A 20,687-nucleotide genomic window follows, 5' to 3' on the forward strand; every position below is an offset into this window, starting at 1 on the left:
GCCATCCCTATAAGTGCAAATCCCGATGATTGCACTGCACCAACGGCGCGACAATGTTGCGCAATGTGCATACGCGTCGGCGCGGGAGACCAACCCTCGAGGCGTACCACGGCGCCCGGGGGCAGCCCGCTGATCCGCTGACCCGTTCGCGGCCGCTCGCGCCAGGCTTCCCGGTGCTTCGCCTGACTTCGTACGGAAGGGAACATGATTCTCGGCGACACGATTCTGGAAACACGCGGACTGACGAAGGAATTCAGGGGCTTCACCGCCGTGAATGGCGTCAACCTGCGTGTGCGGCGCGGTGCGATCCACGCATTGATCGGGCCGAACGGCGCGGGCAAGACCACCTGTTTCAACCTCCTCACCAAATTTCTGACGCCGACAGCCGGCCAGATCGTCTTCAACGGCATCGACATCACCGACGAGCGGCCCGCGCAGGTCGCGCGGCGCGGCATCATCCGCTCGTTCCAGATCTCGGCCGTGTTTCCGCACCTGAGCGCGCTGCAGAACGTGCGCATCGGCCTGCAGCGGGCACTCGGCACCGAATTCCATTTCTGGCGCAGCGAACGCACGCTGAAGCGGCTCGACGATCGCGCGATGGATCTGCTCACGCAGGTCGGCCTCACCGATTTCGCGCACGTGCCGACCGTCGAGCTCGCCTACGGCCGCAAGCGCGCGCTCGAGATCGCGACGACGCTCGCGATGGAGCCCGAGCTGATGCTGCTCGACGAGCCCACGCAGGGGATGGGCCACGAGGACGTCGACCGCGTGACCGCGCTGATCAAGAAGGTCGCGAGCGGCCGCACGATCCTGATGGTGGAACACAACATGAACGTGATCGCGGGGATCTCCGACACGATCACCGTCCTGCAACGCGGCGAGGTGCTGGCCGAAGGCTCGTATGCGGAAGTGTCGAAGAATCCGCTCGTCATCGAGGCCTACATGGGCAGCGCCGATGCAGCGCTCGCGGGGGCGCACGCATGAAGCACAGCGAACGGGAGGAACGCGAATTGAGCGGCGTCGAGAGCGGTACGCCTGCGCTGGAGATCACGGGCCTGGAGGCCTGGTACGGGGAATCCCACATCTTGCACGGCGTCGATCTGACCGTGCATCGCGGCGAGGTCGTCACGCTGCTCGGCCGCAACGGCGCGGGCCGCACGACGACGTTGCGCGCGATCATGGGCCTCACGGGCCGCCGCGCCGGATCGATCAAGGTCGCGGGCCACGAGACGATCGGCCTCGCGACGCACCGCATCGCCCATTACGGCATCGGCTACTGCCCGGAGGAGCGCGGGATCTTCTCGAGCCTGTCGTGCGAGGAGAACCTGATGCTGCCGCCGCTGATCGGGCCGCACGAGCACGCGATGTCGCTCGACGAGATCTACGCGATGTTCCCGAACCTCGCGTCGCGCCGGCAGAGCCAGGGCACGCGGCTGTCGGGCGGCGAGCAGCAGATGCTCGCGGTCGCGCGGATCCTGCGCACCGGCGCGAACCTGCTGCTGCTCGACGAGATCTCCGAAGGCCTGGCGCCGGTGATCGTGCAGGCGCTCGCACGGATGATCGTCGCGCTGAAGGCGCGCGGCTACACGATCGTGATGGTCGAACAGAATTTCCGCTTCGCCGCACCGCTCGCCGACCGCTTCTACGTGATGGAGCACGGCCGCATCGTCGAGCATTTCCGTGCATCCGAACTGGAAGGCAAGATGCCGATCCTGCACGACCTGCTCGGCGTGTGACGCCGCTCCGTTTCCGTTGCCGCTAGCCGTGGCGGCTCTCGAACAACCACAACGCATCAGAACAACAGGAGACGTCAATGAAAATGAAGACCCTCGCACAGGCCTGTCTCGCGCTCGCGGCCGCCGCGTTCACCGCCGGCGCCGCCCACGCGGCGGATACCGTGAAGATCGGCTTCATCACCGACATGTCGGGGCTTTACGCGGATATCGACGGGCAGGGCGGTCTCGAGGCGATCCGCATGGCGGTCGCGGACTTCGGCGGCAAGGTGCTCGGCAAGCCGATCGAGGTCGTCTACGCCGACCACCAGAACAAGGCCGACATCGCCGCGTCGAAAGCGCGCGAATGGATGGACCGCGGCGGGCTCGACCTGCTGGTCGGCGGCACGAACTCGGCCACCGCGCTGTCGATGAACCAGGTCGCGGCCGAGAAGAAGAAGGTCTACATCAACATCGGCGCAGGCGCCGACACGCTGACCAACGAGCAGTGCACGCCGTACACGGTCCACTACGCGTACGACACGATGGCACTCGCGAAGGGCACCGGTTCGGCGGTGGTGAAGCAGGGCGGCAAGAGCTGGTTCTTCCTGACGGCCGACTACGCGTTCGGCAAGGCGCTCGAGAAGAACACGTCGGACGTCGTGAAGGCGAACGGCGGCCAGGTGCTCGGCGCGGTGCGTCACCCGCTGTCCGCGTCGGATTTCTCGTCGTTCCTGCTGCAGGCGCAGGCGTCGAAGGCGCAGATCCTCGGCCTCGCGAACGCGGGCGGCGACACGATCAACTCGATCAAGGCCGCGAAGGAGTTCGGCATCATGAAGACGATGAAGCTCGCCGCGCTGCTGATGTTCATCGACGACGTGCACAGCCTCGGCCTCGAAACGACGCAGGGCCTCGTGCTGACCGACAGCTGGTACTGGAATCGCGACGCGGCGTCGCGCCAGTGGGCGCAGCGCTACTTCGGCAAGATGAAGAAGATGCCGTCGAGCCTTCAGGCGGCCGACTACTCGTCGGTGACGACGTACCTGAAGGCCGTGCAGGCCGCCGGTACGACCGACTCCGACAAGGTGATGGCCGAGCTGAAGAAGATCAAGATCAGCGACTTCTACGCGAAGGGCTATATCCGCCAGGACGGCAGCATGATCCACGACATGTACCTGATGGAAGTCAAGAAGCCGTCGGAATCGAAGGAGCCGTGGGACTACTACAAGGTGCTCGCGACGATTCCGGGCGAGCAGGCGTTCGGCACCAAGCAGGAAACGCGCTGCGCGTTGTGGAAGTAAGCATCGCGTAGCGGCGCGCCCGGGCGCGCCGCACGGTGGCGGCTGCGGCGAGGTGCCCGCTGCGCCGCCCGCGTGCGCGACGCATGAAGGTTGCGCACGCAACGACACTCATTCTGACGGCTAAGTCGATGGAAATCTTTGGCATTCCGTTGCCGGCGATGCTGAGCCAGTTGCTGCTCGGGCTCGTCAACGGCTCGTTCTACGCGATCCTGAGCCTCGGGCTCGCGGTGATCTTCGGGCTGCTCAACGTGATCAACTTCGCGCACGGCGCGCTGTTCATGCTGGGCGCGATGCTCGCGTGGATGGGCCTGTCGTATTTCGGGCTGCCGTACTGGGCGATGCTCGTGCTCGCGCCGGTGCTCGTCGGCGCGTTCGGGATCGCGATCGAGCGCTCGATGCTGCGCTGGCTGTACAAGCTCGATCACCTGTACGGGCTGCTGCTCACGTTCGGCCTCACGCTGGTGGTCGAAGGCGTGTTCCGGTCGATCTACGGATCGTCCGGCCAGCCGTACGACGTGCCGTCGCAGTTGTCCGGCGCGACCAACCTCGGCTTCATGTTCCTGCCGAACTATCGCGCGTGGGTCGTCGTCGCGTCGCTTGCGGTGTGCCTCGCGACGTGGTTCGTGATCGAGAAGACGCGGCTCGGCGCGTACCTGCGCGCGGGCACCGAGAACCCGAAGCTCGTCGAGGCGTTCGGTGTGAACGTGCCGATGATGATCACGCTCACCTACGGTTTCGGCGTCGCGCTCGCCGCGTTCGCGGGCGTGCTGGCCGCGCCCGTGATCCAGGTGTCGCCGCTGATGGGCCAGCCGATGATCATCACCGTGTTCGCGGTGGTCGTGATCGGGGGGATGGGCTCGATCCTCGGCTCGATCGTCACGGGCCTGATGCTCGGCGTGATCGAGGGCTTCACGCGCGTGTTCTATCCCGAAGCGTCGGCCACCGTCGTGTTCGTGATCATGGCGATCGTGCTGCTGTTCCGCCCGGCGGGCCTCTTCGGCAAGGAAAAATGATGCAGAGAAAAGTGCTCTACGGCGTGCTGCTCGCCGCACTGCTCGCCGCGCCATTCATCGGCGCGTATCCGGTGTTCGTGATGAAGGTGCTCGCCTTCGCGCTGTTCGCGGCCGCGTTCAACCTGCTGATCGGCTATACGGGGCTGCTGTCGTTCGGCCATGCGATGTTCCTCGCGACGGCCGGTTATGTGACCGGCTATTCGATGCAGACGTTCGGTTTCACGCCGGAGCTCGGCGTGCTGGCCGGCACCGTCGTCGCGACGCTGCTCGGGCTCGTCGTCGGGCTGTTCGCGATCCGCCGGCAGGGCATCTACTTCGCGATGATCACGCTCGCGTTCGCGCAGATGGTCTACTTCATCTATCTGCAGGCGCCGTTCACGCACGGCGAGGACGGCCTGCAGGGCGTGCCGCGCGGCCGCCTGTTCGGGCTGCTCGACCTGTCGAACGACGTCGCGCTGTACTACGTCGTGCTGGCGGTGGTCGTCGCCGCGTGCGCGTTCATCGTGCGGGTCGTCCATTCTCCATTCGGCCAGGTGCTCGTCGCCATCAAGGAGAACGAAGCGCGCGCGATCTCGCTCGGCTACGACACCGACCGCTTCAAGCTGCTCGCGTTCATCCTGTCGGCCGCGCTCGCGGGGCTGGCCGGCTCGCTGAAGGTGCTCGTGCTCGGCTTCGAGACGCTGTCGGACGCGTACTGGACGATGTCGGGCCTCGTCGTGCTGATGACGCTCGTCGGCGGGATGGGCACGCTGTTCGGGCCGCTGCTGGGCGCCGCGCTGATCGTGGCGCTGGAAGACCGGCTCGGCGACATCGGCGAATGGCTCGCGTCGACGACGGGCGTCGCGTGGTTCCATTCGCTCGGCGAATCGGCGACGATCGTCACCGGGCTGATCTTCATCGCATGCGTGCTGGCCTTCCGGCGCGGTATCGTCGGCGAGATGGTCGCGCGGATCAAGCCGTTGAGAGCCTCGTCGTGAGCAGGCCGTGCGCAACGCCGCGCGTTGATGCGAAGCACCATCCGGCGCGTCCGGCAAGGGCGTTGCGGCGGGTTCGGGCAGGCGCCGCGCGGCAGGCTGGTGCCCCATTTTCGTGCGGCGATGCACCATAGGGGTAAATGCTAAGTTGTCGTGGTGCTTAAGCCTCTTTAAGATTCACCTTAGTTCTGATGCACCGCGAAACGAATTTGCAGGTGGAGAACGAGGAGACAATCGAGGCACAAAGTGCCCGGACCCCAAAGCGCTGTTGGACGGAATCCAACAGCGCTTTTTCATTTCCGTGCACGGATTCCATCGATGGTGCATCGGCCCGCGTGACGGCCATCTTCCGCGTTTGCATTCGCACCGCGTCTTTTCCGCGCTTCGCCGCGTCCCCCCGTTTTTCCCTTTCCGCGATCGTTAACACACGATGCGCAATCCTGCACAGGCGCTTCGGGCTTACCCGGTTGGCGTGCGCGAAAGGCGTCCGTTACACTCGGCTTTCGCCGACCGTGCGGTCGGGAAAATCGGTCGGCAGTTCTCCTACACGCACAATGCAGAAGAGGGAGTACGGTTGGATGAGCAGCGCAGCGCGGTGGATCGGGGCAGGAGAGGCGGCGGGCGCCGCTCGTTCGTCATCGGGTGCGCGATGGGTCGTCGCGGCATTCCCGAGCCGTCCTGCGGCCTGTATGCGCGCCCCGGCGCCAGCGCGGGTCGTTGTGCTCGCATCCGTATCCGCATCGTCATGAGCCGCCGGCTTTCCGACGTTTCATCGCGTGCGTACCGGGCCGCATCGGGCCGGTACGGCGGCCGTTTCCGCCATCGTTGCGCACGCACCGATTTTCCGCGCGATCCCGCCTTTATTCGCTTTCTTCATCCTGACGACATTGCTGCTGCGCATCGTGATGGCCGAATGACCGTTTCGGCCGGCATGCGGCCCATGGGGGCGGCGTCACGGGAAAACGAGCATGGGCGCGGATGGACTGGATAATTAAGATATTAACTTGTTTATGGGGACCGGGAGCCGCCCGAGCGACCCGTGGTTTTTTCGAGCAGCGTTTGGAGACAACGTAAATGAAGATGAATCGATGGATGGAGGCCATGCTTGCCGCGGGCCTCGTGTGTGTGGCGGCCACGGCGTCGGCGCAGGTCAAGATCGGCGTGACGCTGTCGGCTACGGGCCCGGCTGCCTCGCTCGGGATTCCGGAAAAGAACACGATCGCGCTGCTGCCGAAGGAAATCGCGGGCAAGAGCGTGCAGTACATCGTGCTCGACGACGCCTCCGACACGAGCCGCGCGGTGCAGAACGTGCGCAAGCTGATCGACGAGGACCACGTCGACGCGATCATCGGCTCCTCCGTCACGCCGAACTCGCTTGCGATGCTCGATCCCGTGTCGCAGGGCAAGACGCCGGCGATTTCGCTCGCGGCGAGCGCGCAGATCATCGCGCCGATGGACGCGAAGCGCGCGTGGATGTTCAAGGTGCCGCAGAACGATCAGCTGATGGCCGACGCGATCGCCGGCTACATGGCGAAGCACGGCGTGAAGACGGTCGGTTTCATCGGCTTCGCCGATGCCTATGGCGGCAGCTGGTACAAGACGTTCGACGCGGCGGCCGCGAAGAACGGGCTGAAGCTGGTGTCGAACGAGCGCTACAACCGGACCGATGCATCGGTGATGGGGCAGGTGCTGAAGCTGCTGGGCTCGAACCCGGATGCGGTGCTGATCGCGGGCTCGGGCACGCCGGCGGCGCTGCCGGCCAAGACGCTGAAGGAGCGCGGCTACAAGGGTAAGGTGTATCAGACGCACGGCGTCGCGAACAACGATTTCCTGCGCGTGTGCGGCAAGGATTGCGAAGGCGAGATCCTGCCGGCCGGCCCCGTGCTCGTGACCGACCAATTGCCCGATTCGAATCCGGTGAAGAAGCCGGCGCTCGGCTACAAGGCCGCGTACGAGAAGGCCTACGGCGCGGGTTCGCTGTCGACGTTCGGCGGCCATGCGTGGGATGCGGGCTTGCTGCTGCAGCGGGCGATCCCGGAAGCGCTGAAGAAGGGCCAGCCGGGCACCGAGGCGTTCCGCGAAGCGCTGCGCGCGTCGCTCGAAAGCGTGAAGGATCTGCCCGTCTCGCACGGCGTGATCAACATGACGGCGACCGATCACAACGGCTTCGACACGCGTGCGCGCGTGATGGTGCAGATCGTCGACGGCAAGTGGAAGTTGCAGGCCGAGTAAGCATCACGTGAAACCGGCACACGCGGCGCGAACGGCGCCGCGCGTGCCGTCGGCGGGGTGGCGCGCCTGAGACGGCCGCACCCGTGCCGCCTGGAACCGCCGGGGCTCGCCGCATGGCGCGCGAGGTGCCGATCGCTTCGCGCGCGCCCCGAGCGTTTTCGCCTTTCGTTTCTCCGCAGCATTCTCTCGATACACGAAACGTATGGATCTCTCGATTGCGGCGATCCTCGCGCAAGACGGCATCACGACCGGCGCCATTTACGCATTGTTGTCGCTGGCGCTCGTGCTGGTGTTTTCCGTCACGCGGGTGATCTTCATTCCCCAGGGCGAATTCGTCGCCTACGGTGCGCTGACGCTGGCCGCGTTGCAGGCGCAGAAATTCCCCGCCACCTGCTGGCTGCTGTTCGTGATGGGCATTGCGTGCTTCCTGCTGGAAGTCGGCGGCCTGATCCACCATCGCGAACGTCGTCACCCGCTCGGCCGCACGCTCGCGACGCTGGCGAGCCGCTACGTGCTGCTGCCGCTCGCGGTGTTCGCGCTCACGCGCAGCTTTGCCGCGCAGCCGTTGCCGATGCTCGCGCAGATCGCGCTGACGCTCGCGATCGTCGTGCCGATGGGGCCGTTCGTCTACCGGCTCGTGTACCAGCCGATCGCCGAAGGTACGACGCTGCTGCTGCTGATCGTGTCGGTCGCCGTCCATTTCGCGATGGTCGGCCTCGGTCTCGTGATGTTCGGTGCGGAGGGCTCGCGCACCGCCGGATTTTCGGACGCGTCGCTCGCGATCGGCAGCATGACGGTATCGGTGCAGAGCATCCTGGTCGTCGTCACGGCGCTCGTGCTGATCGGCGCGCTCTACGTGTACTTCGGCCGCACGATCGCCGGCAAGGCGCTGCGCGCGACGTCGGTGAACCGGCTCGGTGCGCGGCTCGTCGGCATCGGCACGACCGAAGCCGGGCGGCTCGCGTTCACGTTCGCGGCAGGGCTCGGCGTGCTGTCGGGGATCCTCGTCGGCCCGCTGACGACGATCTACTACGACTCGGGCTTCCTGATCGGCCTGAAGGGCTTCGTCGGCGCGATCATCGGCGGGCTCGTCAGCTACCCGCTCGCGGCCGCCGGCTCGCTGCTCGTCGGCGTGCTCGAATCGTATTCGTCGTTCTGGGCGAGCGCATACAAGGAGGTGATCGTGTTCACGCTGATCATTCCGGTGCTGCTGTGGCGGAGCTTCGTGACGCCGCATGCGGAAGAGGAAGAGGAGTGACGCGATGAAGACGATGGTACGCAACAAGACCTTCTGGCTGTTTCTCGTCGTGCTGTTCGCGCTGCCGGTGTTGCCCGGTGCGCTACAGGTGCCCGAGTACTGGATCACGCTGCTGAACTACATCGGCCTGTATGCGATCGTCGCGATCGGGCTCGTGCTGCTGACGGGCGTTGGCGGGATGACGAGCTTCGGGCAGGCCGCGTTCGTCGGCGTCGGCGCATATGCGACCGCGTTCCTGACGACGCGGTACGGCGTGTCGCCGTGGCTCGCACTGATCGTCGGCGTCGTGCTGACGGCGCTCGTCGCGCTCATGCTCGGCGCCGTGACGATGCGGCTGTCCGGGCACTTCCTGCCGCTCGGCACGATCGCGTGGGGCCTCGCGCTGTTCTATCTGTTCGGCAACCTCGAACTGCTCGGCAAGTACGACGGGATCAACGGGATTCCGGCGCTGAACCTGTTCGGCATCCGGCTCGACAGCGGCCGCAGCTTGTATTTCCTCATCTGGGCCGTGGTGCTGGCCGCGATCGTGTCGGTGCAGAACCTGCTCAACAGCCGACCCGGCCGCGCGATCCGCGCGCTGCGCGGCGGCGGCGTGATGGCCGAGGCGATGGGCGTGAACACCGCGTGGATGCGCGTGGTGATCTTCGTCTACGCAGCCGTGCTCGCGGCGGTATCGGGCTTCCTGTACGCGCACCTGCAGCGCGCGGTGAACCCGACGCCGTTCGGGCTGAACCACGGGATCGAATTCCTGTTCATGGCGGTGGTGGGCGGCGTGTCGCACGTATGGGGTGCGGTGCTGGGCGCGGCGATCCTCACCGTGCTGCAGGACTACCTGCAGACGCTGCTGCCAAAGCTGCTCGGTTCGGAAGGCAACTTCGAGATCATCGTGTTCGGCGTGCTGATGGTGCTGCTGCTGCAGTACGCGCGCCAGGGCGTATGGCCGTTCGTCGCGAGACTGTTCCCGCGCGGGCCGCGTGCGCATGTGCCGGAGCAGGCCGACCCGCTGCCGCAGCGCGCGAAGCCCGTGCCCGGCGAGCCGCTGCTCGTCGTCGACGGCGCACGCAAGCAGTTCGGCGGGCTCGTGGCCGTCAACGACGTCAGCTTCGACGTGAAAGCGGGGCAGATCGTCGGGCTGATCGGCCCGAACGGCGCGGGCAAATCGACCACGTTCAATCTCGTGACCGGCGTGCTGAAGCCGACCGGCGGTGCGATCACGTTTCGCGGCGAGCGCATCGACGGGCTGACGTCGCGTCAGGTGGTCCGTCGCGGCATCGGTCGCACGTTCCAGCACGTGAAGCTGTTGCCGGCGATGACGGTGCTCGAGAACGTCGCGATCGGCGCCCATCTGCGCGGTCATACGGGCGTGTGGCGCAGCATCGCGCGGCTCAATGCGCACGAGGAAGCGCAGTTGCTGGCCGAAGCCGCACGCCAGATCCGCCGCGTCGGGCTCGAGAAGCACATGTACGACGAAGCGGGCAGCCTTGCGCTCGGTCAGCAGCGGATTCTCGAAATCGCACGGGCGCTGTGCTGCGATCCGACGTTGCTGCTGCTCGACGAGCCGGCGGCCGGCCTGCGTTACCAGGAGAAGCAGCAACTCGCCGACCTGCTGCGGCGGCTGAAGGCCGAAGGCATGAGCGTGTTGCTCGTGGAACATGACATGGATTTCGTGATGAACCTCACCGACCGGCTGGTGGTGATGGAGTTCGGTACGCGGATCGCGGAAGGGCTGCCGCAGGATGTGCAGCAGGATCCGGCCGTGCTCGAAGCGTACCTGGGCGGGGTGGAGTGATGACGGACACGACGATGCCGATTCTCGAAGTACGCGGCCTGGCGGTGCGGTACGGGAAGGTGGAGGCGCTGCACGGTGCTGCCATCAAGGTCGGAGCGGGGCAGATCGTCAGCGTGATCGGTCCGAACGGGGCCGGTAAATCGACGCTGCTGAACGCGATCATGGGCGCGCTGCCGATAACGGGGCACGCGTCGGGCGCGGTCGTGTATCGCGGCAGCGATGTCGGTGCGCTGCCGGTCGAGCAGCGCGTCGCGCGCGGGATGTGTCTCGTACCGGAGAAGCGCGAGCTGTTCGGCACGATGACGGTCGAGGACAACCTCATATTGGGCGCATATCGGCGCAAGCAGGCAGGGGAAGCGAACTTCCTCGACCAGCTCGATCACGTGTTCGCGCTGTTTCCGCGGCTGAAGGAGCGCCGCAGGCAGGCGGCCGGTACGCTGTCGGGCGGCGAGCGGCAAATGTTGGCGGTCGGACGTGCGCTGATGGGCAAGCCCGACCTGCTGATGCTCGACGAGCCGAGCCTTGGGCTGGCGCCGCTGATCGTGAAGGAGATCTTTCATATCATCAGCGCGTTGCGCGGTACCGGCGTGGCGACGCTGCTGATCGAGCAGAATGCACGGGCGGCGCTGCAGATTTCCGACTACGGCTACGTGCTGGAGACGGGCGAGTTTGCACTGGAAGGGCCTGCGGCCGAGCTCGCCCGGAATCCGCGTGTGATCGAGACATATCTCGGGCTGGCGAAAAAGACGGCTTGATCGTCGAAGGGGTGGGCGGGGAGCGAGCGGCGTGTTTCACGTGAAACACGCCGTTTTTGTTTTGCGAGATCGCGAGGTTTCGATGCATCGCTGGTTCGGAACCGGAGGATAAGTCGAGCAGGAATAGTCGGAAGCTCTGTGCAGATGCCGCGCAGGCTTGTTCCACAGGTCGACGATGCGTTGCGCTTCAGGGGACAAGTCACCGGACGACCTTCAGAAATGCTGTGTAGAAGAGGGCGCAGGACGTCGCGGCCGGTGGGTTGCGCTGGGCACAGACATCGGTGAGGTCAGAGGTTCCGCGCATGCTGGCGTGGCGATTAACCGGCTTGGCACAGGCAAGATGACGCGCGTTTAACCGGTTGTGAGCGCCGCCGAAGCCGGCCCGGCACACCAAATCCGCCCGCCCCCAGCAAAAAAATCGCCGAAATACACAGACCCTACCATTCGGACGGCCTTCGAGTGAAAAGCGAACCCGCTATAATTCGGCCTATACATTTCTCAGATAGGTTCGTGCGCTGCTCTGCGTACGGAATCCACCATGCTTTTTCCCACAGAATTTGACGTCATCGTCGTCGGTGGCGGTCATGCCGGCACGGAAGCCGCGCTGGCGTCCGCCCGTATGGGCGCAAAGACACTGCTGCTGACCCACAACATCGAAACGCTCGGGCAGATGAGCTGCAATCCGTCGATCGGCGGCATTGGCAAGGGCCATCTGGTCAAGGAAGTCGACGCGTTGGGCGGCGCAATGGCCGCCGCGACGGATGAAAGCGGTATTCAGTTCCGGATCCTCAATTCGTCGAAGGGCCCAGCCGTGCGCGCGACACGTGCGCAGGCTGATCGTATCCTGTACAAGGCCGCGATCCGCCATCGGCTCGAAAATCAGCCGAACCTGTGGCTGTTCCAGCAGGCCGTCGACGACCTGATGGTCGAAGGCGACCGCGTGGTGGGCGCCGTCACGCAGATCGGCATCCGCTTCCGCGCTCGCGCAGTCGTGCTGACGGCCGGTACATTCCTCGACGGCAAGATCCACGTTGGCCTGAACAACTACACGGGCGGCCGCGCGGGCGATCCGGCGGCCGTGTCGCTGTCGTCGCGCCTGAAGGAGCTGAAGCTGCCGCAGGGCCGGCTGAAGACCGGTACGCCGCCGCGTATCGACGGTCGCACGATCGATTTCTCGAAGCTCGATGAGCAGCCGGGCGACCTCGATCCGATCCCCGTATTCTCGTTCCTGGGCCGCGCGGAGCAGCATCCGCAACAGCTGCCGTGCTGGGTGACGCATACGAACGAGCGCACGCACGACATCATTCGTGGCGGTCTCGATCGTTCGCCTATGTATACGGGCGTGATCGAAGGGGTCGGGCCGCGCTATTGCCCGTCGATCGAGGACAAGATCCACCGGTTCGCGTCGAAGGAATCGCACCAGATCTTCCTGGAGCCGGAAGGGCTGACGACCAACGAGTTCTATCCGAACGGGATCTCGACCAGCCTGCCGTTCGATGTCCAGCTCGAGCTCGTGCATTCGATGCGCGGCCTCGAGAACGCGCATATCCTGCGCCCCGGTTACGCGATCGAATACGACTATTTCGACCCGCGCGCGCTGAAGGCGTCGCTCGAGACGAAGGCGATCAACGGGCTGTTCTTTGCGGGCCAGATCAACGGTACGACCGGCTACGAGGAAGCGGCTGCGCAGGGTCTGCTGGCCGGCCTCAATGCGGGCCGCTACGTGCAGGAAAAGGACGCGTGGTGCCCGCGCCGCGATCAAGCCTATCTGGGTGTGCTGGTCGACGATCTCGTCACGCGTGGCGTGGCCGAGCCGTACCGGATGTTCACGAGCCGGGCCGAGTATCGTCTGAGCCTGCGCGAAGACAACGCCGACATGCGCCTGACCGAGATCGGCCGCGAGCTTGGACTGGTCGATGACGCACGCTGGGACGCCTTCAGCCGGAAGCGTGACGCTGTTTCACGTGAAACCGAACGCCTGAAATCGACGTGGGTGACGCCGAAGACGCTGCCTGCGGAAGAGGCGACCGCGCTCCTCGGCAAGGCGATCGATCACGAATACAGCCTCGCCGAGCTACTGCGCCGGCCGGGCGTGAGTTACGACGGTGTGTGCGGGCTGAAGGGCGGCGAGTGCGGCCCTGCGGAGCCGTTGACCGACGATCCGGTGCTGCTCGAGCAGATCAAGGAGCAGGTCGAGATCGGCATCAAGTATCAGGGCTATATCGAGCGGCAGGCATCCGAGATCGAGCGCAACGACGCGAACGAGAACACGCGCCTGCCGGACGGTATCGATTACCGCGACGTTCGCGGCCTGTCGTTCGAGGTGAGCCAGAAGCTCAACGAGTTCCGGCCGGAAACGATCGGGCAGGCGTCGCGCATTTCCGGCGTCACGCCGGCGGCAATCTCGCTGCTGATGGTGCATCTGAAGCGTCGCGGCCTGGGCCGCCGTAACGGCACGGTCGCGGAAGCCGCGGAGCAGGGGGACGGCAGCGTCCCGACGCAACAATGACGGCGCGTCGCGCGCCGGCGGTGAATCGGGACGTACTGGAACAGATGCTCGTCGAAGGTACGGCAGCACTCGACCTCACGCTGACGGATACACAACGCAACCAGCTGCTCGACTATGTTGCGCTGCTCGGCAAGTGGAACGCGGTCTACAACCTGACCGCGATCCGCGACCCGAAGCAGATGCTAATCCAGCACATCCTCGATTCGCTTTCCATCGTCCCGCATCTGCGCGGTCGTACGTCGGCACGCGTGCTCGACGTCGGCTCGGGCGGCGGGCTGCCCGGTATCGTGCTGGCGATCGTCGAGCCGGGCTGGCAGGTCACGCTGAACGATATCGTGCAGAAGAAGTCTGCGTTCCAGACGCAGATGCGGGCGGAGCTGAAGCTCGCGAACCTGTCGGTCGTCACCGGGCGGGTCGAGTCGTTGCAGCCGGGTGTCGAAGTGCCGGAAAAATTCGACATGATCGTATCCCGCGCCTTCGCGGACCTGTCCGACTTCGTTAAACTTGCTCGACATCTGGTCGCGCCGGGCGGGGCGATCTGGGCGATGAAGGGCGTTCATCCGGATGACGAGATTGCGCGGTTGCCGGAAGGCAGCCGCGTGAAGCAGACGATCCGGCTGGCGGTGCCGATGCTCGATGCGGAGCGGCATCTGTTCGAAGTGGCCGTCGACGACGCGAATTGAAGGCGCGCGGTAGCGCGCCGTTTGTTTGAAGGTAAAGGGAACACACCAACGATGGCAAAGATCTTCTGCGTTGCGAACCAGAAGGGGGGCGTCGGCAAGACGACGACATCGGTCAATCTCGCCGCAAGCCTTGCAGCGCAGGAGCAACGAGTCCTGTTGATCGATCTCGACCCGCAGGGCAACGCGACGATGGGCAGCGGGATCGACAAGGCCGCCTGCGAAGCGACCGTGTACGAAGTGCTGGTCGACGGCGTGTCGGTGGCCGATGCGCGTGTGCGTCCGGAAGGCGTCACTTACGACGTGCTTCCCGCGAACCGCGAGCTGTCCGGTGCCGAGATCGAACTGATTAGCATCGACAACCGCGAGCGCCGCCTGAAGGCCGCGCTCGAGCGCGTGGCCGACGACTACGATTTCGTGCTGATCGATTGCCCGCCGACGCTGTCGCTGCTGACGCTGAACGGGCTGTGCGCGGCGCATGGCGTCGTGATCCCGATGCAGTGCGAGTACTTCGCACTGGAAGGGCTGTCGGACCTCGTCAACACGATCAAGCAGGTTCACGCGAACATGAACCGCGACCTGAAGATCATCGGCTTGCTGCGCGTGATGTTCGATCCGCGCATCACACTGCAGCAGCAAGTCTCCGATCAACTGAAGGCGCACTTCGGCGACAAGGTGTTCGACGCGGTGATTCCGCGCAACGTGCGCCTGGCCGAAGCGCCGAGCTACGGGTTGCCGGGCGTCGTGTTCGACCGCAGTTCGCGCGGCGCGCAGGCGTATATCCAGTTCGGTGCCGAGATGATCGAGCGCGTGCGCGCGTTCGAGGTGTCGTGATCCGGACATGAGCGAAGCGAGGAAGAAAGACATGAACGCGGTACCAAAGAAGAAGGGCTTGGGACGTGGCCTCGAAGCGCTGCTCGGCGGCAGTGCCGATATCACCGAAGCGGTGAAGATCGAAGGGGCGCCGAACACGCTCGCGCTCGGCAAGCTGCAAGCCGGCAAGTACCAGCCGCGCACGCGGATGGACGAGGGCAGCCTGCAGGAGCTCGCGGCAAGCATTCGCGCGCAGGGCGTGATGCAGCCGATCCTGGTACGGCCCATTTCGTCAGACAAATACGAGATCATCGCGGGCGAGCGGCGTTTCCGTGCCGCGCGTCTGGCCGGCCTCGACGAAGTGCCGGTGCTCGTGAAGGACGTATCCGATCAGGCTGCCGCTGCGATGGCGCTGATCGAGAACATCCAGCGCGAGGATCTGAATCCGCTCGAAGAGGCGCATGGTATCCAGCGCCTGCTCGACGAGTTCGGTTTCACGCACGAGCAGGCCGCCGAATCGGTCGGCCGTTCGCGCAGCGCGGTGTCGAACCTGCTGCGCCTGCTGAACCTCGCGTCGCCGGTGCAGACGATGCTGCTAGCCGGCGATCTCGACATGGGGCACGCACGCGCGCTGCTCGCCGTCGATGCGGCCACGCAGATCACGCTCGCGCATCAGGTGGTCAACAAGCGCATGTCGGTGCGCGAGACCGAGAAGCTCGTCGCGCACACGACGAAGGAAGCGCCGGCCGTGAAGGCGCGTGCGAAGGACGATGGCGGCCGCGATACGCGTCGCCTCGAAGAGGAGTTGTCCGACCTGCTCGCATCGACGGTGAAGATCAAGCTCGGCCGCCGCGGGCGAGGGCAGGTGCTGATCGACTTCGGCAACCTCGACGCGCTCGAGGGCATTCTCGCGCGACTGCGCGGCAACGTCGCGACCGAAGAGTAACGGGCAATCCATGGAACAGATGGGCACACCGGCGCCGCGCCGGTGGCTCGGCTGGCTTGCGCAGGAACCGGTACTGTCGGTGCTCGCGCTTGGCCTGATCGTGCTGCAATGGGTGCGTCCGCAACCATTTTGGGTGCTCGCCGATCGCGTCGACTGGCAGACGGTCGCGACGCTCGCTGGCCTGCTGATGCTGACCAAGGCGCTCGAGCTGTCCGGCTGCCTGATGTGGCTCGCACATCGCATCGTGCATCACGTGCACTCCGAGCGCGGGCTCGCGATGCTGCTCGTCGGCTTCGCCGCGGTGTTGTCGATGTGGCTCACCAACGACGTCGCGCTGTTCGTCGTCGTGCCGTTGATGGTGTCGCTGCGCGCGCTGACACCGCTGCCGTTCCGGCGGCTCGTGATCGTCGTCGCGCTGGCTGTCAACGCGGGGTCCGTTGCGACACCGCTCGGCAATCCGCAGAATCTTTTCCTGTGGCAATTGAGCGGCGTGTCGTTCGGCCGCTTCGTGGTCACGCTCGGGCCGCTCGCCGTCGCGACGATGGCGCTGCTGCTCGTGCTGACCGCACTGATGTTTCGCGCGAAGCCGCTTGACCTGTCCGGCGATGCTGCCGCCTTCCCCGTACAACGCATGCACGCGCTGATCGCGGCGGTGCTGTTCGCCGCGTTCGTGCTGCTTGCCGATGCGCATCATCCGCTGCCGGGCCTCGTCGGCGTCGCGATCGTGCTGCTGGCCGTCAAACGCGATGCAGTCCTGAAGATCGACTGGCTGCTGCTGCTGATCTTTGTGTTGATGTTCGTCGTATTGCGCAGTGCGGCTGCGCTGCCCGTCGTGCACGACGCGATTGCGCACGCGCAGCTCGATTCGCCGCTGCGCGTCTATGTCGCCGGCGCCGTACTGTCACAGGCGATCAGCAACGTGCCGGCCGCGATCCTGCTGTCGGAATTCACACATGACTGGCGCGCGCTTGCATTCGGCGTATCGGTCGGTGGCTTCGGCTTCGCGATCGGCTCGCTCGCGAACCTGATCGCGGTGCGTCTCGCGAAGGAGCCACGCATGTGGCTGCCGTTCCACCTCGTTTCGATTCCGTTCGCGCTGGTGAGCGCGGCGCTCGGCGCATGGCTGCTCATGCACGGTTGAGCGAGGCCGGTGTGTGCGGCACAGGCGTATCGTTCGGGCAGTGGCGGGGCGCACAGCGTTCGGGGTGATCGACGGCTGTTGATAAGTGCTGCAACCTACAATCGAACCTCTGTGGCGGCGCGACAACTGATTGGATGAATCGATGCGCGAACATCCGGTCGAATTTCGCGTCGCGTGCGGCGGTTCGGTCACGATGTCGTGCTCCTTCCGCAGCGTCGCACCGAGCCGTTCTCGACGGCTGCATTGCAGCGCATTCGCGGCGGCGTCCTCCCGGCCTGCGTCGGGCATCGCTTCCCGTCATTTCCGCCGTCGCCGGACTTTTTCGCGCAAGAAATACCGGTGCAAAAAATCGACCTTACAACTGTCATCGTACGTCGTCGAATCGGGTGTTTTTTCACATCATGAGGCGTCGTTTTATGCAGGTTTTTGTCGCGTCTAAAGCCTTGAATCACTTGCAACTATCGCTTACAATCGCCCGGATTTGTTAGCTAGGCACCCCTGAAAGCTTTCGGAAAGCTTGGGGTCGGGTTCAAGGATTCTGCGGAAGATTGCGATGGCGGGTCAGGCGCCGGACGACAGGCACGATGATCAGCGCACGCAACGCACCGCTTCGGCGGCCGGCGAGCGGCGTGAATCCGACGATGACTGGGATGTCGAGCAACAAGATAACAACATCGTTCCGCTGACGCGGGCCGAGGCCGAAAGGCTGTTCGGCCCGAACGTGAGCAAGCCCTCGCGCGTGACCCCCTACAAGGTGGTGTTCGCGCAAGTGGCCCTGTCCCTGGTTGCAACGCTGGCGTGGTGGCTGTTTTCGAAGTCGCCGGGCGCCGCTGCGCAATCCGCGTTTCTGGGCGGAGCGATCGGCTGGGTGCCAAGTGCGGTATTCGTGGCGCGACTGAAGGCCGGTGGCTCGGCCACCGTGATGAGCTGGGTGATGGGCGAAGCCCTGAAGCTAGCCCTGACGATCGGGATGTTCACCGCAGTGGCGTTCGGCTGGGCCGGCGTGCACTGGGTGCCGTTCCTCGTCACGTACCTCGTCGTGCTGAAGACGTACTGGATCGCGCTGGCCTGGCGGTAAGGAACAAGCAGCGTGCGGTTTCGACAACGAACCGCACCGGCTCGTTCCCGCAATAGCGTGTTGCGGGAACGGGCAAAACGATTTTCGACAATTTGGGTGGCATTAACGATATGGCAGCTAGCGAAGGCACGCGCGGTCCGGATCCGTCCGAGTACATTGCGCACCACTTGCAGAATTTCTCCACCTCGCATCAGACGTCGATTTTCGACATCCACGTCTGGAATCTCGACACGCTGTTCTGGTCGATCGTTTGCGGCATCGTGACGATCATCCTGCTGCGTCTGGCCGCCCGCAAGGCGACGTCGGGCGTGCCGGGCCGTTTCCAATGCGCGATCGAGATGCTCGTCGAAATGGTCGAAGACCAGTCGAAGGCCATCGTCCACGGCAATCGTACCTTCATCGCGCCGCTCGCCCTCACGGTGTTCGTGTGGGTCGCGCTGATGAACTCCCTCGACTTCCTCCCGGTCGACCTGCCGGGCCGCGTGATCGGCCTGCTCGGTCTGTCGGACGTGATTTCCCACCATCGCATCGTCCCGACGGCCGACCTGAACGGCACGCTCGGCATCGCGCTCGGCGTGTTCGTCCTGATGATCTACTACAGCATCAAGATCAAGGGCGCGGGCGGTTTTGCGCATGAGCTGCTGTCGGCCCCGTTCGGCGGCCACCCGCTGCTGTGGATCCCGAACCTCGCGCTCAACATCGTCGAATACGTTGCAAAGACCGTTTCGCTCGGCATGCGGCTGTTCGGCAACATGTACGCGGGTGAGCTGTTGTTCCTGTTGATCGCCCTGCTCGGCAGCATGTGGAGCTTCGGTGGCGACGCAACGTTCCTCGGCTTCGTTGGTCATGTGATCGCGGGTAGCGTCTGGGCAATCTTCCACATTCTGATTGTTCTGTTGCAGGCATTCATTTTCATGATGCTGACGCTGGTGTATCTCGGCCAGGCGCACGACAAGCACTAAGTGCGGCGTGCAAGAAAGAGTCTTCGTTTTAGTTTTTTAAATCTCAGTTCCAAGTCTTTTCACAAAGGAGTGATCATGCAAGCTTACATCGCCAACATCCAGGGTCTGACCGCCATCGGTATCGGCATCATCATCGGCCTGGGTGCAATCGGCGCCTGTATCGGTATCGCGCTGATGGGTGGCAAGTACATCGAAGCCTGCGCACGTCAGCCGGAACTCATCAACCCGCTGCAAACGAAGATGTTCCTGCTGGCTGGTCTGATCGACGCTGCATTCCTGATCGGCGTTGGTGTCGCAATGCTGTTCGCGTTCGCGAACCCGCTCCTGTCGAAGCTCGCAGGCTAAGGTTCCTCGGAAATATGCGTCCGGCGCGAGCCGGCGCAGGGCGGAACGGAGACTTGGGGCGCTGATCGAATGCAACTCGATGAGCGCCTTACCGTTTCATTTTTCCGGAATAGCAGATAAGGAAACACCGTGAATCTCAACGCAACTCTGTTTGCGCAAATGGTCGTGTTCCTGGTCCTCGCGTGGTTCACGATGAAATTCGTGTGGCCGCCGTTGATCAACGCCCTCGACGAACGTTCGAAGAAGATCGCCGACGGCCTCGCCGCCGCCGAGAAGGGCAAGGCGGAACTCGACGCAGCGCACAAGCGCGTGGACCAGGAACTCGCGCAGGCCCGCAACGACGGCCAGCAGCGCATCGCCGACGCCGAAAAGCGTGCACAGGCGGTCGCCGAGGAAATCAAGGCCAACGCCCAGGCTGAAGCCGCCCGCATCGTCGCCCAGGCGAAGGCGGAAGCAGAACAGCAAATCGTGAAGGCGCGCGAAGCGCTGCGTGGCGAAGTCGCCGCGCTGGCCGTGAAGGGCGCCGAGCAGATCCTGAAGCGCGAAGTCGATCAAACGGCCCACGCCCAACTGCTGAATCAACTGAAAGCCGAGCTCTGATCATGGCCGAACTTGCAACCATCGCCCGCCCTTACGCAGAAGCGCTGTTCCGCGTGGCCGAGGGCGGTGACATCGCCGCCTGGTCCACGCTCGTGCAAGAGCTGGCCCAGGTTGCGCGTCTGCCGGAAGTGCTGTCGGTCGCGTCGAGCCCGAAGGTGACGCGCACGCAAGTAGCCGAGTTGCTGCTTGCTGCCGTGAAGTCGCCGCTCGCGGCCGGCGCCGAAGCGAAGAACTTCGTGCAGATGCTGGTCGACAATCATCGCATCGCGCTGCTGCCGGAAATCGCCGAGCAGTTCGAGGCGCTCAAGAACGAACGTGAAGGCGCAGCCGACGCCGAGATCGTGAGCGCGTTCCCGCTGAACGGCGCGGATCTCGACAGTCTCGTCTCGGGCCTCGAACGCAAGTTCAAGCGCAAGCTGAAACCGACGGTCGAAGTCGATTCGTCGCTGATCGGCGGCGTGCGCGTGACGGTCGGCGACGAAGTGCTCGACACCTCGGTTCGCGCGCGCCTCGCATCGATGCAGGCTGCCTTGACCGCCTGAGCGCCACGCCGGCACGCAACAGAATTGACTATCAGGA

The 20,687-nt window shown here is 64.7% G+C and carries 21 protein-coding genes; all 21 read left to right on the forward strand.

The genetic code is table 11. From position 1 onward, the window contains the following. Positions 1 to 204: 204 nt before the first annotated feature. The 21 genes from WS61_RS21220 to WS61_RS21310 all read left to right on the forward strand — a co-directional run bounded on the left by WS61_RS21220 (position 205) and on the right by WS61_RS21310 (position 20,650). On the forward strand, positions 205 to 984 hold the full coding sequence (locus WS61_RS21220) for an ABC transporter ATP-binding protein (protein ID WP_027783147.1): 780 nt from the start codon (positions 205 to 207) through the stop codon (positions 982 to 984). After that, entirely contained in the window at positions 981 to 1,736 is a 756-nt protein-coding gene (locus WS61_RS21225; RefSeq protein ID WP_059503144.1) for an ABC transporter ATP-binding protein, read from the forward strand. Before WS61_RS21220 ends, WS61_RS21225 begins: the two co-directional genes overlap by 4 nt. Before the next feature lie 77 nt (positions 1,737 to 1,813). Beyond that, entirely contained in the window at positions 1,814 to 3,013 is a 1,200-nt protein-coding gene (locus WS61_RS21230) for an ABC transporter substrate-binding protein (RefSeq protein WP_059503146.1), read from the forward strand. 128 nt (positions 3,014 to 3,141) lie between these two features. Then, a complete protein-coding gene (locus WS61_RS21235) occupies positions 3,142 to 4,026 on the forward strand; it encodes a branched-chain amino acid ABC transporter permease (protein ID WP_059503148.1) in 885 nt (294 codons plus the stop codon). Continuing rightward, positions 4,026 to 5,003: a branched-chain amino acid ABC transporter permease gene (locus WS61_RS21240; RefSeq protein WP_059503390.1), complete on the forward strand. Its 978-nt coding sequence runs from the start codon at positions 4,026 to 4,028 to the stop codon at positions 5,001 to 5,003. Before WS61_RS21235 ends, WS61_RS21240 begins: the two co-directional genes overlap by 1 nt. A 427-nt stretch (positions 5,004 to 5,430) precedes the next feature. After that, positions 5,431 to 5,991: a hypothetical protein gene (locus WS61_RS34965; RefSeq protein ID WP_157692763.1), complete on the forward strand. Its 561-nt coding sequence runs from the start codon at positions 5,431 to 5,433 to the stop codon at positions 5,989 to 5,991. Positions 5,992 to 6,074: 83 nt separating this feature from the next. Next, a complete protein-coding gene (locus WS61_RS21245) occupies positions 6,075 to 7,232 on the forward strand; it encodes an ABC transporter substrate-binding protein (protein WP_059503150.1) in 1,158 nt (385 codons plus the stop codon). 202 nt (positions 7,233 to 7,434) lie between these two features. Continuing rightward, positions 7,435 to 8,490: a branched-chain amino acid ABC transporter permease gene (locus WS61_RS21250; protein ID WP_059503153.1), complete on the forward strand. Its 1,056-nt coding sequence runs from the start codon at positions 7,435 to 7,437 to the stop codon at positions 8,488 to 8,490. Between the two features lie 4 nt (positions 8,491 to 8,494). After that, positions 8,495 to 10,279 (forward strand): ATP-binding cassette domain-containing protein, encoded by a 1,785-nt coding sequence (locus tag WS61_RS21255; protein WP_059503155.1) that lies wholly within the window; start codon positions 8,495 to 8,497, stop codon positions 10,277 to 10,279. After that, positions 10,279 to 11,034 (forward strand): ABC transporter ATP-binding protein, encoded by a 756-nt coding sequence (locus WS61_RS21260; RefSeq protein WP_059503158.1) that lies wholly within the window; start codon positions 10,279 to 10,281, stop codon positions 11,032 to 11,034. Before WS61_RS21255 ends, WS61_RS21260 begins: the two co-directional genes overlap by 1 nt. A gap of 538 nt (positions 11,035 to 11,572) precedes the next feature. Continuing rightward, complete coding sequence (gene mnmG / locus WS61_RS21265) at positions 11,573 to 13,543, forward strand: tRNA uridine-5-carboxymethylaminomethyl(34) synthesis enzyme MnmG (RefSeq protein WP_034209651.1); 1,971 nt, start codon at positions 11,573 to 11,575, stop codon at positions 13,541 to 13,543. Further along, positions 13,540 to 14,226, forward strand: coding sequence for a 16S rRNA (guanine(527)-N(7))-methyltransferase RsmG (rsmG, locus tag WS61_RS21270; protein ID WP_059503160.1), 687 nt, complete (start codon positions 13,540 to 13,542; stop codon positions 14,224 to 14,226). The genes mnmG and rsmG overlap by 4 nt, the downstream gene beginning before the upstream one ends. Before the next feature lie 51 nt (positions 14,227 to 14,277). Further along, positions 14,278 to 15,057 carry a ParA family protein gene (locus WS61_RS21275; protein WP_011546804.1) on the forward strand — a complete coding sequence of 260 codons (780 nt, stop codon included), beginning with the start codon at positions 14,278 to 14,280 and terminating at the stop codon, positions 15,055 to 15,057. Between the two features lie 31 nt (positions 15,058 to 15,088). After that, complete coding sequence (locus WS61_RS21280; protein WP_006482728.1) at positions 15,089 to 15,982, forward strand: ParB/RepB/Spo0J family partition protein; 894 nt, start codon at positions 15,089 to 15,091, stop codon at positions 15,980 to 15,982. Between the two features lie 10 nt (positions 15,983 to 15,992). Continuing rightward, positions 15,993 to 17,123 (forward strand): SLC13 family permease, encoded by a 1,131-nt coding sequence (locus tag WS61_RS21285; protein ID WP_059503162.1) that lies wholly within the window; start codon positions 15,993 to 15,995, stop codon positions 17,121 to 17,123. Positions 17,124 to 17,265: 142 nt separating this feature from the next. Further along, positions 17,266 to 17,562, forward strand: coding sequence for a hypothetical protein (locus tag WS61_RS33930; protein ID WP_257127322.1), 297 nt, complete (start codon positions 17,266 to 17,268; stop codon positions 17,560 to 17,562). A 114-nt stretch (positions 17,563 to 17,676) separates the two neighbouring features. Then, on the forward strand, positions 17,677 to 18,201 hold the full coding sequence (locus WS61_RS21290; protein ID WP_059503164.1) for an ATP synthase subunit I: 525 nt from the start codon (positions 17,677 to 17,679) through the stop codon (positions 18,199 to 18,201). A gap of 110 nt (positions 18,202 to 18,311) precedes the next feature. Then, entirely contained in the window at positions 18,312 to 19,163 is an 852-nt protein-coding gene (gene atpB / locus WS61_RS21295) for a F0F1 ATP synthase subunit A (RefSeq protein ID WP_034209647.1), read from the forward strand. Between the two features lie 75 nt (positions 19,164 to 19,238). Continuing rightward, positions 19,239 to 19,508 carry a F0F1 ATP synthase subunit C gene (gene atpE / locus WS61_RS21300; protein ID WP_006482730.1) on the forward strand — a complete coding sequence of 90 codons (270 nt, stop codon included), beginning with the start codon at positions 19,239 to 19,241 and terminating at the stop codon, positions 19,506 to 19,508. 129 nt (positions 19,509 to 19,637) lie between these two features. Beyond that, a complete protein-coding gene (locus WS61_RS21305) occupies positions 19,638 to 20,108 on the forward strand; it encodes a F0F1 ATP synthase subunit B (protein ID WP_006477283.1) in 471 nt (156 codons plus the stop codon). Between the two features lie 2 nt (positions 20,109 to 20,110). Next, on the forward strand, positions 20,111 to 20,650 hold the full coding sequence (locus WS61_RS21310) for a F0F1 ATP synthase subunit delta (protein WP_034188172.1): 540 nt from the start codon (positions 20,111 to 20,113) through the stop codon (positions 20,648 to 20,650). Positions 20,651 to 20,687 lie beyond the last annotated feature (37 nt).

Source organism: Burkholderia sp. ABCPW 11 (genome assembly GCF_001523445.1).
Lineage (GTDB): Bacteria > Pseudomonadota > Gammaproteobacteria > Burkholderiales > Burkholderiaceae > Burkholderia.

Bases quoted from the DNA above. Each gene is read 5' to 3' on its own strand.
- WS61_RS21220 (WP_027783147.1), top strand. From the start codon at position 205: ATGATTCTCGGCGACACGATTCTGGAAACACGCGGACTGACGAAGGAA.
- WS61_RS21225 (WP_059503144.1), top strand. From the start codon at position 981: ATGAAGCACAGCGAACGGGAGGAACGCGAATTGAGCGGCGTCGAGAGC.
- WS61_RS21230 (WP_059503146.1), top strand. From the start codon at position 1,814: ATGAAAATGAAGACCCTCGCACAGGCCTGTCTCGCGCTCGCGGCCGCC.
- WS61_RS21235 (WP_059503148.1), top strand. From the start codon at position 3,142: ATGGAAATCTTTGGCATTCCGTTGCCGGCGATGCTGAGCCAGTTGCTG.
- WS61_RS21240 (WP_059503390.1), top strand. From the start codon at position 4,026: ATGCAGAGAAAAGTGCTCTACGGCGTGCTGCTCGCCGCACTGCTCGCC.
- WS61_RS34965 (WP_157692763.1), top strand. From the start codon at position 5,431: ATGCGCAATCCTGCACAGGCGCTTCGGGCTTACCCGGTTGGCGTGCGC.
- WS61_RS21245 (WP_059503150.1), top strand. From the start codon at position 6,075: ATGAAGATGAATCGATGGATGGAGGCCATGCTTGCCGCGGGCCTCGTG.
- WS61_RS21250 (WP_059503153.1), top strand. From the start codon at position 7,435: ATGGATCTCTCGATTGCGGCGATCCTCGCGCAAGACGGCATCACGACC.
- WS61_RS21255 (WP_059503155.1), top strand. From the start codon at position 8,495: ATGAAGACGATGGTACGCAACAAGACCTTCTGGCTGTTTCTCGTCGTG.
- WS61_RS21260 (WP_059503158.1), top strand. From the start codon at position 10,279: ATGACGGACACGACGATGCCGATTCTCGAAGTACGCGGCCTGGCGGTG.
- mnmG (WP_034209651.1), top strand. From the start codon at position 11,573: ATGCTTTTTCCCACAGAATTTGACGTCATCGTCGTCGGTGGCGGTCAT.
- rsmG (WP_059503160.1), top strand. From the start codon at position 13,540: ATGACGGCGCGTCGCGCGCCGGCGGTGAATCGGGACGTACTGGAACAG.
- WS61_RS21275 (WP_011546804.1), top strand. From the start codon at position 14,278: ATGGCAAAGATCTTCTGCGTTGCGAACCAGAAGGGGGGCGTCGGCAAG.
- WS61_RS21280 (WP_006482728.1), top strand. From the start codon at position 15,089: ATGAACGCGGTACCAAAGAAGAAGGGCTTGGGACGTGGCCTCGAAGCG.
- WS61_RS21285 (WP_059503162.1), top strand. From the start codon at position 15,993: ATGGAACAGATGGGCACACCGGCGCCGCGCCGGTGGCTCGGCTGGCTT.
- WS61_RS33930 (WP_257127322.1), top strand. From the start codon at position 17,266: ATGCGCGAACATCCGGTCGAATTTCGCGTCGCGTGCGGCGGTTCGGTC.
- WS61_RS21290 (WP_059503164.1), top strand. From the start codon at position 17,677: ATGGCGGGTCAGGCGCCGGACGACAGGCACGATGATCAGCGCACGCAA.
- atpB (WP_034209647.1), top strand. From the start codon at position 18,312: ATGGCAGCTAGCGAAGGCACGCGCGGTCCGGATCCGTCCGAGTACATT.
- atpE (WP_006482730.1), top strand. From the start codon at position 19,239: ATGCAAGCTTACATCGCCAACATCCAGGGTCTGACCGCCATCGGTATC.
- WS61_RS21310 (WP_034188172.1), top strand. From the start codon at position 20,111: ATGGCCGAACTTGCAACCATCGCCCGCCCTTACGCAGAAGCGCTGTTC.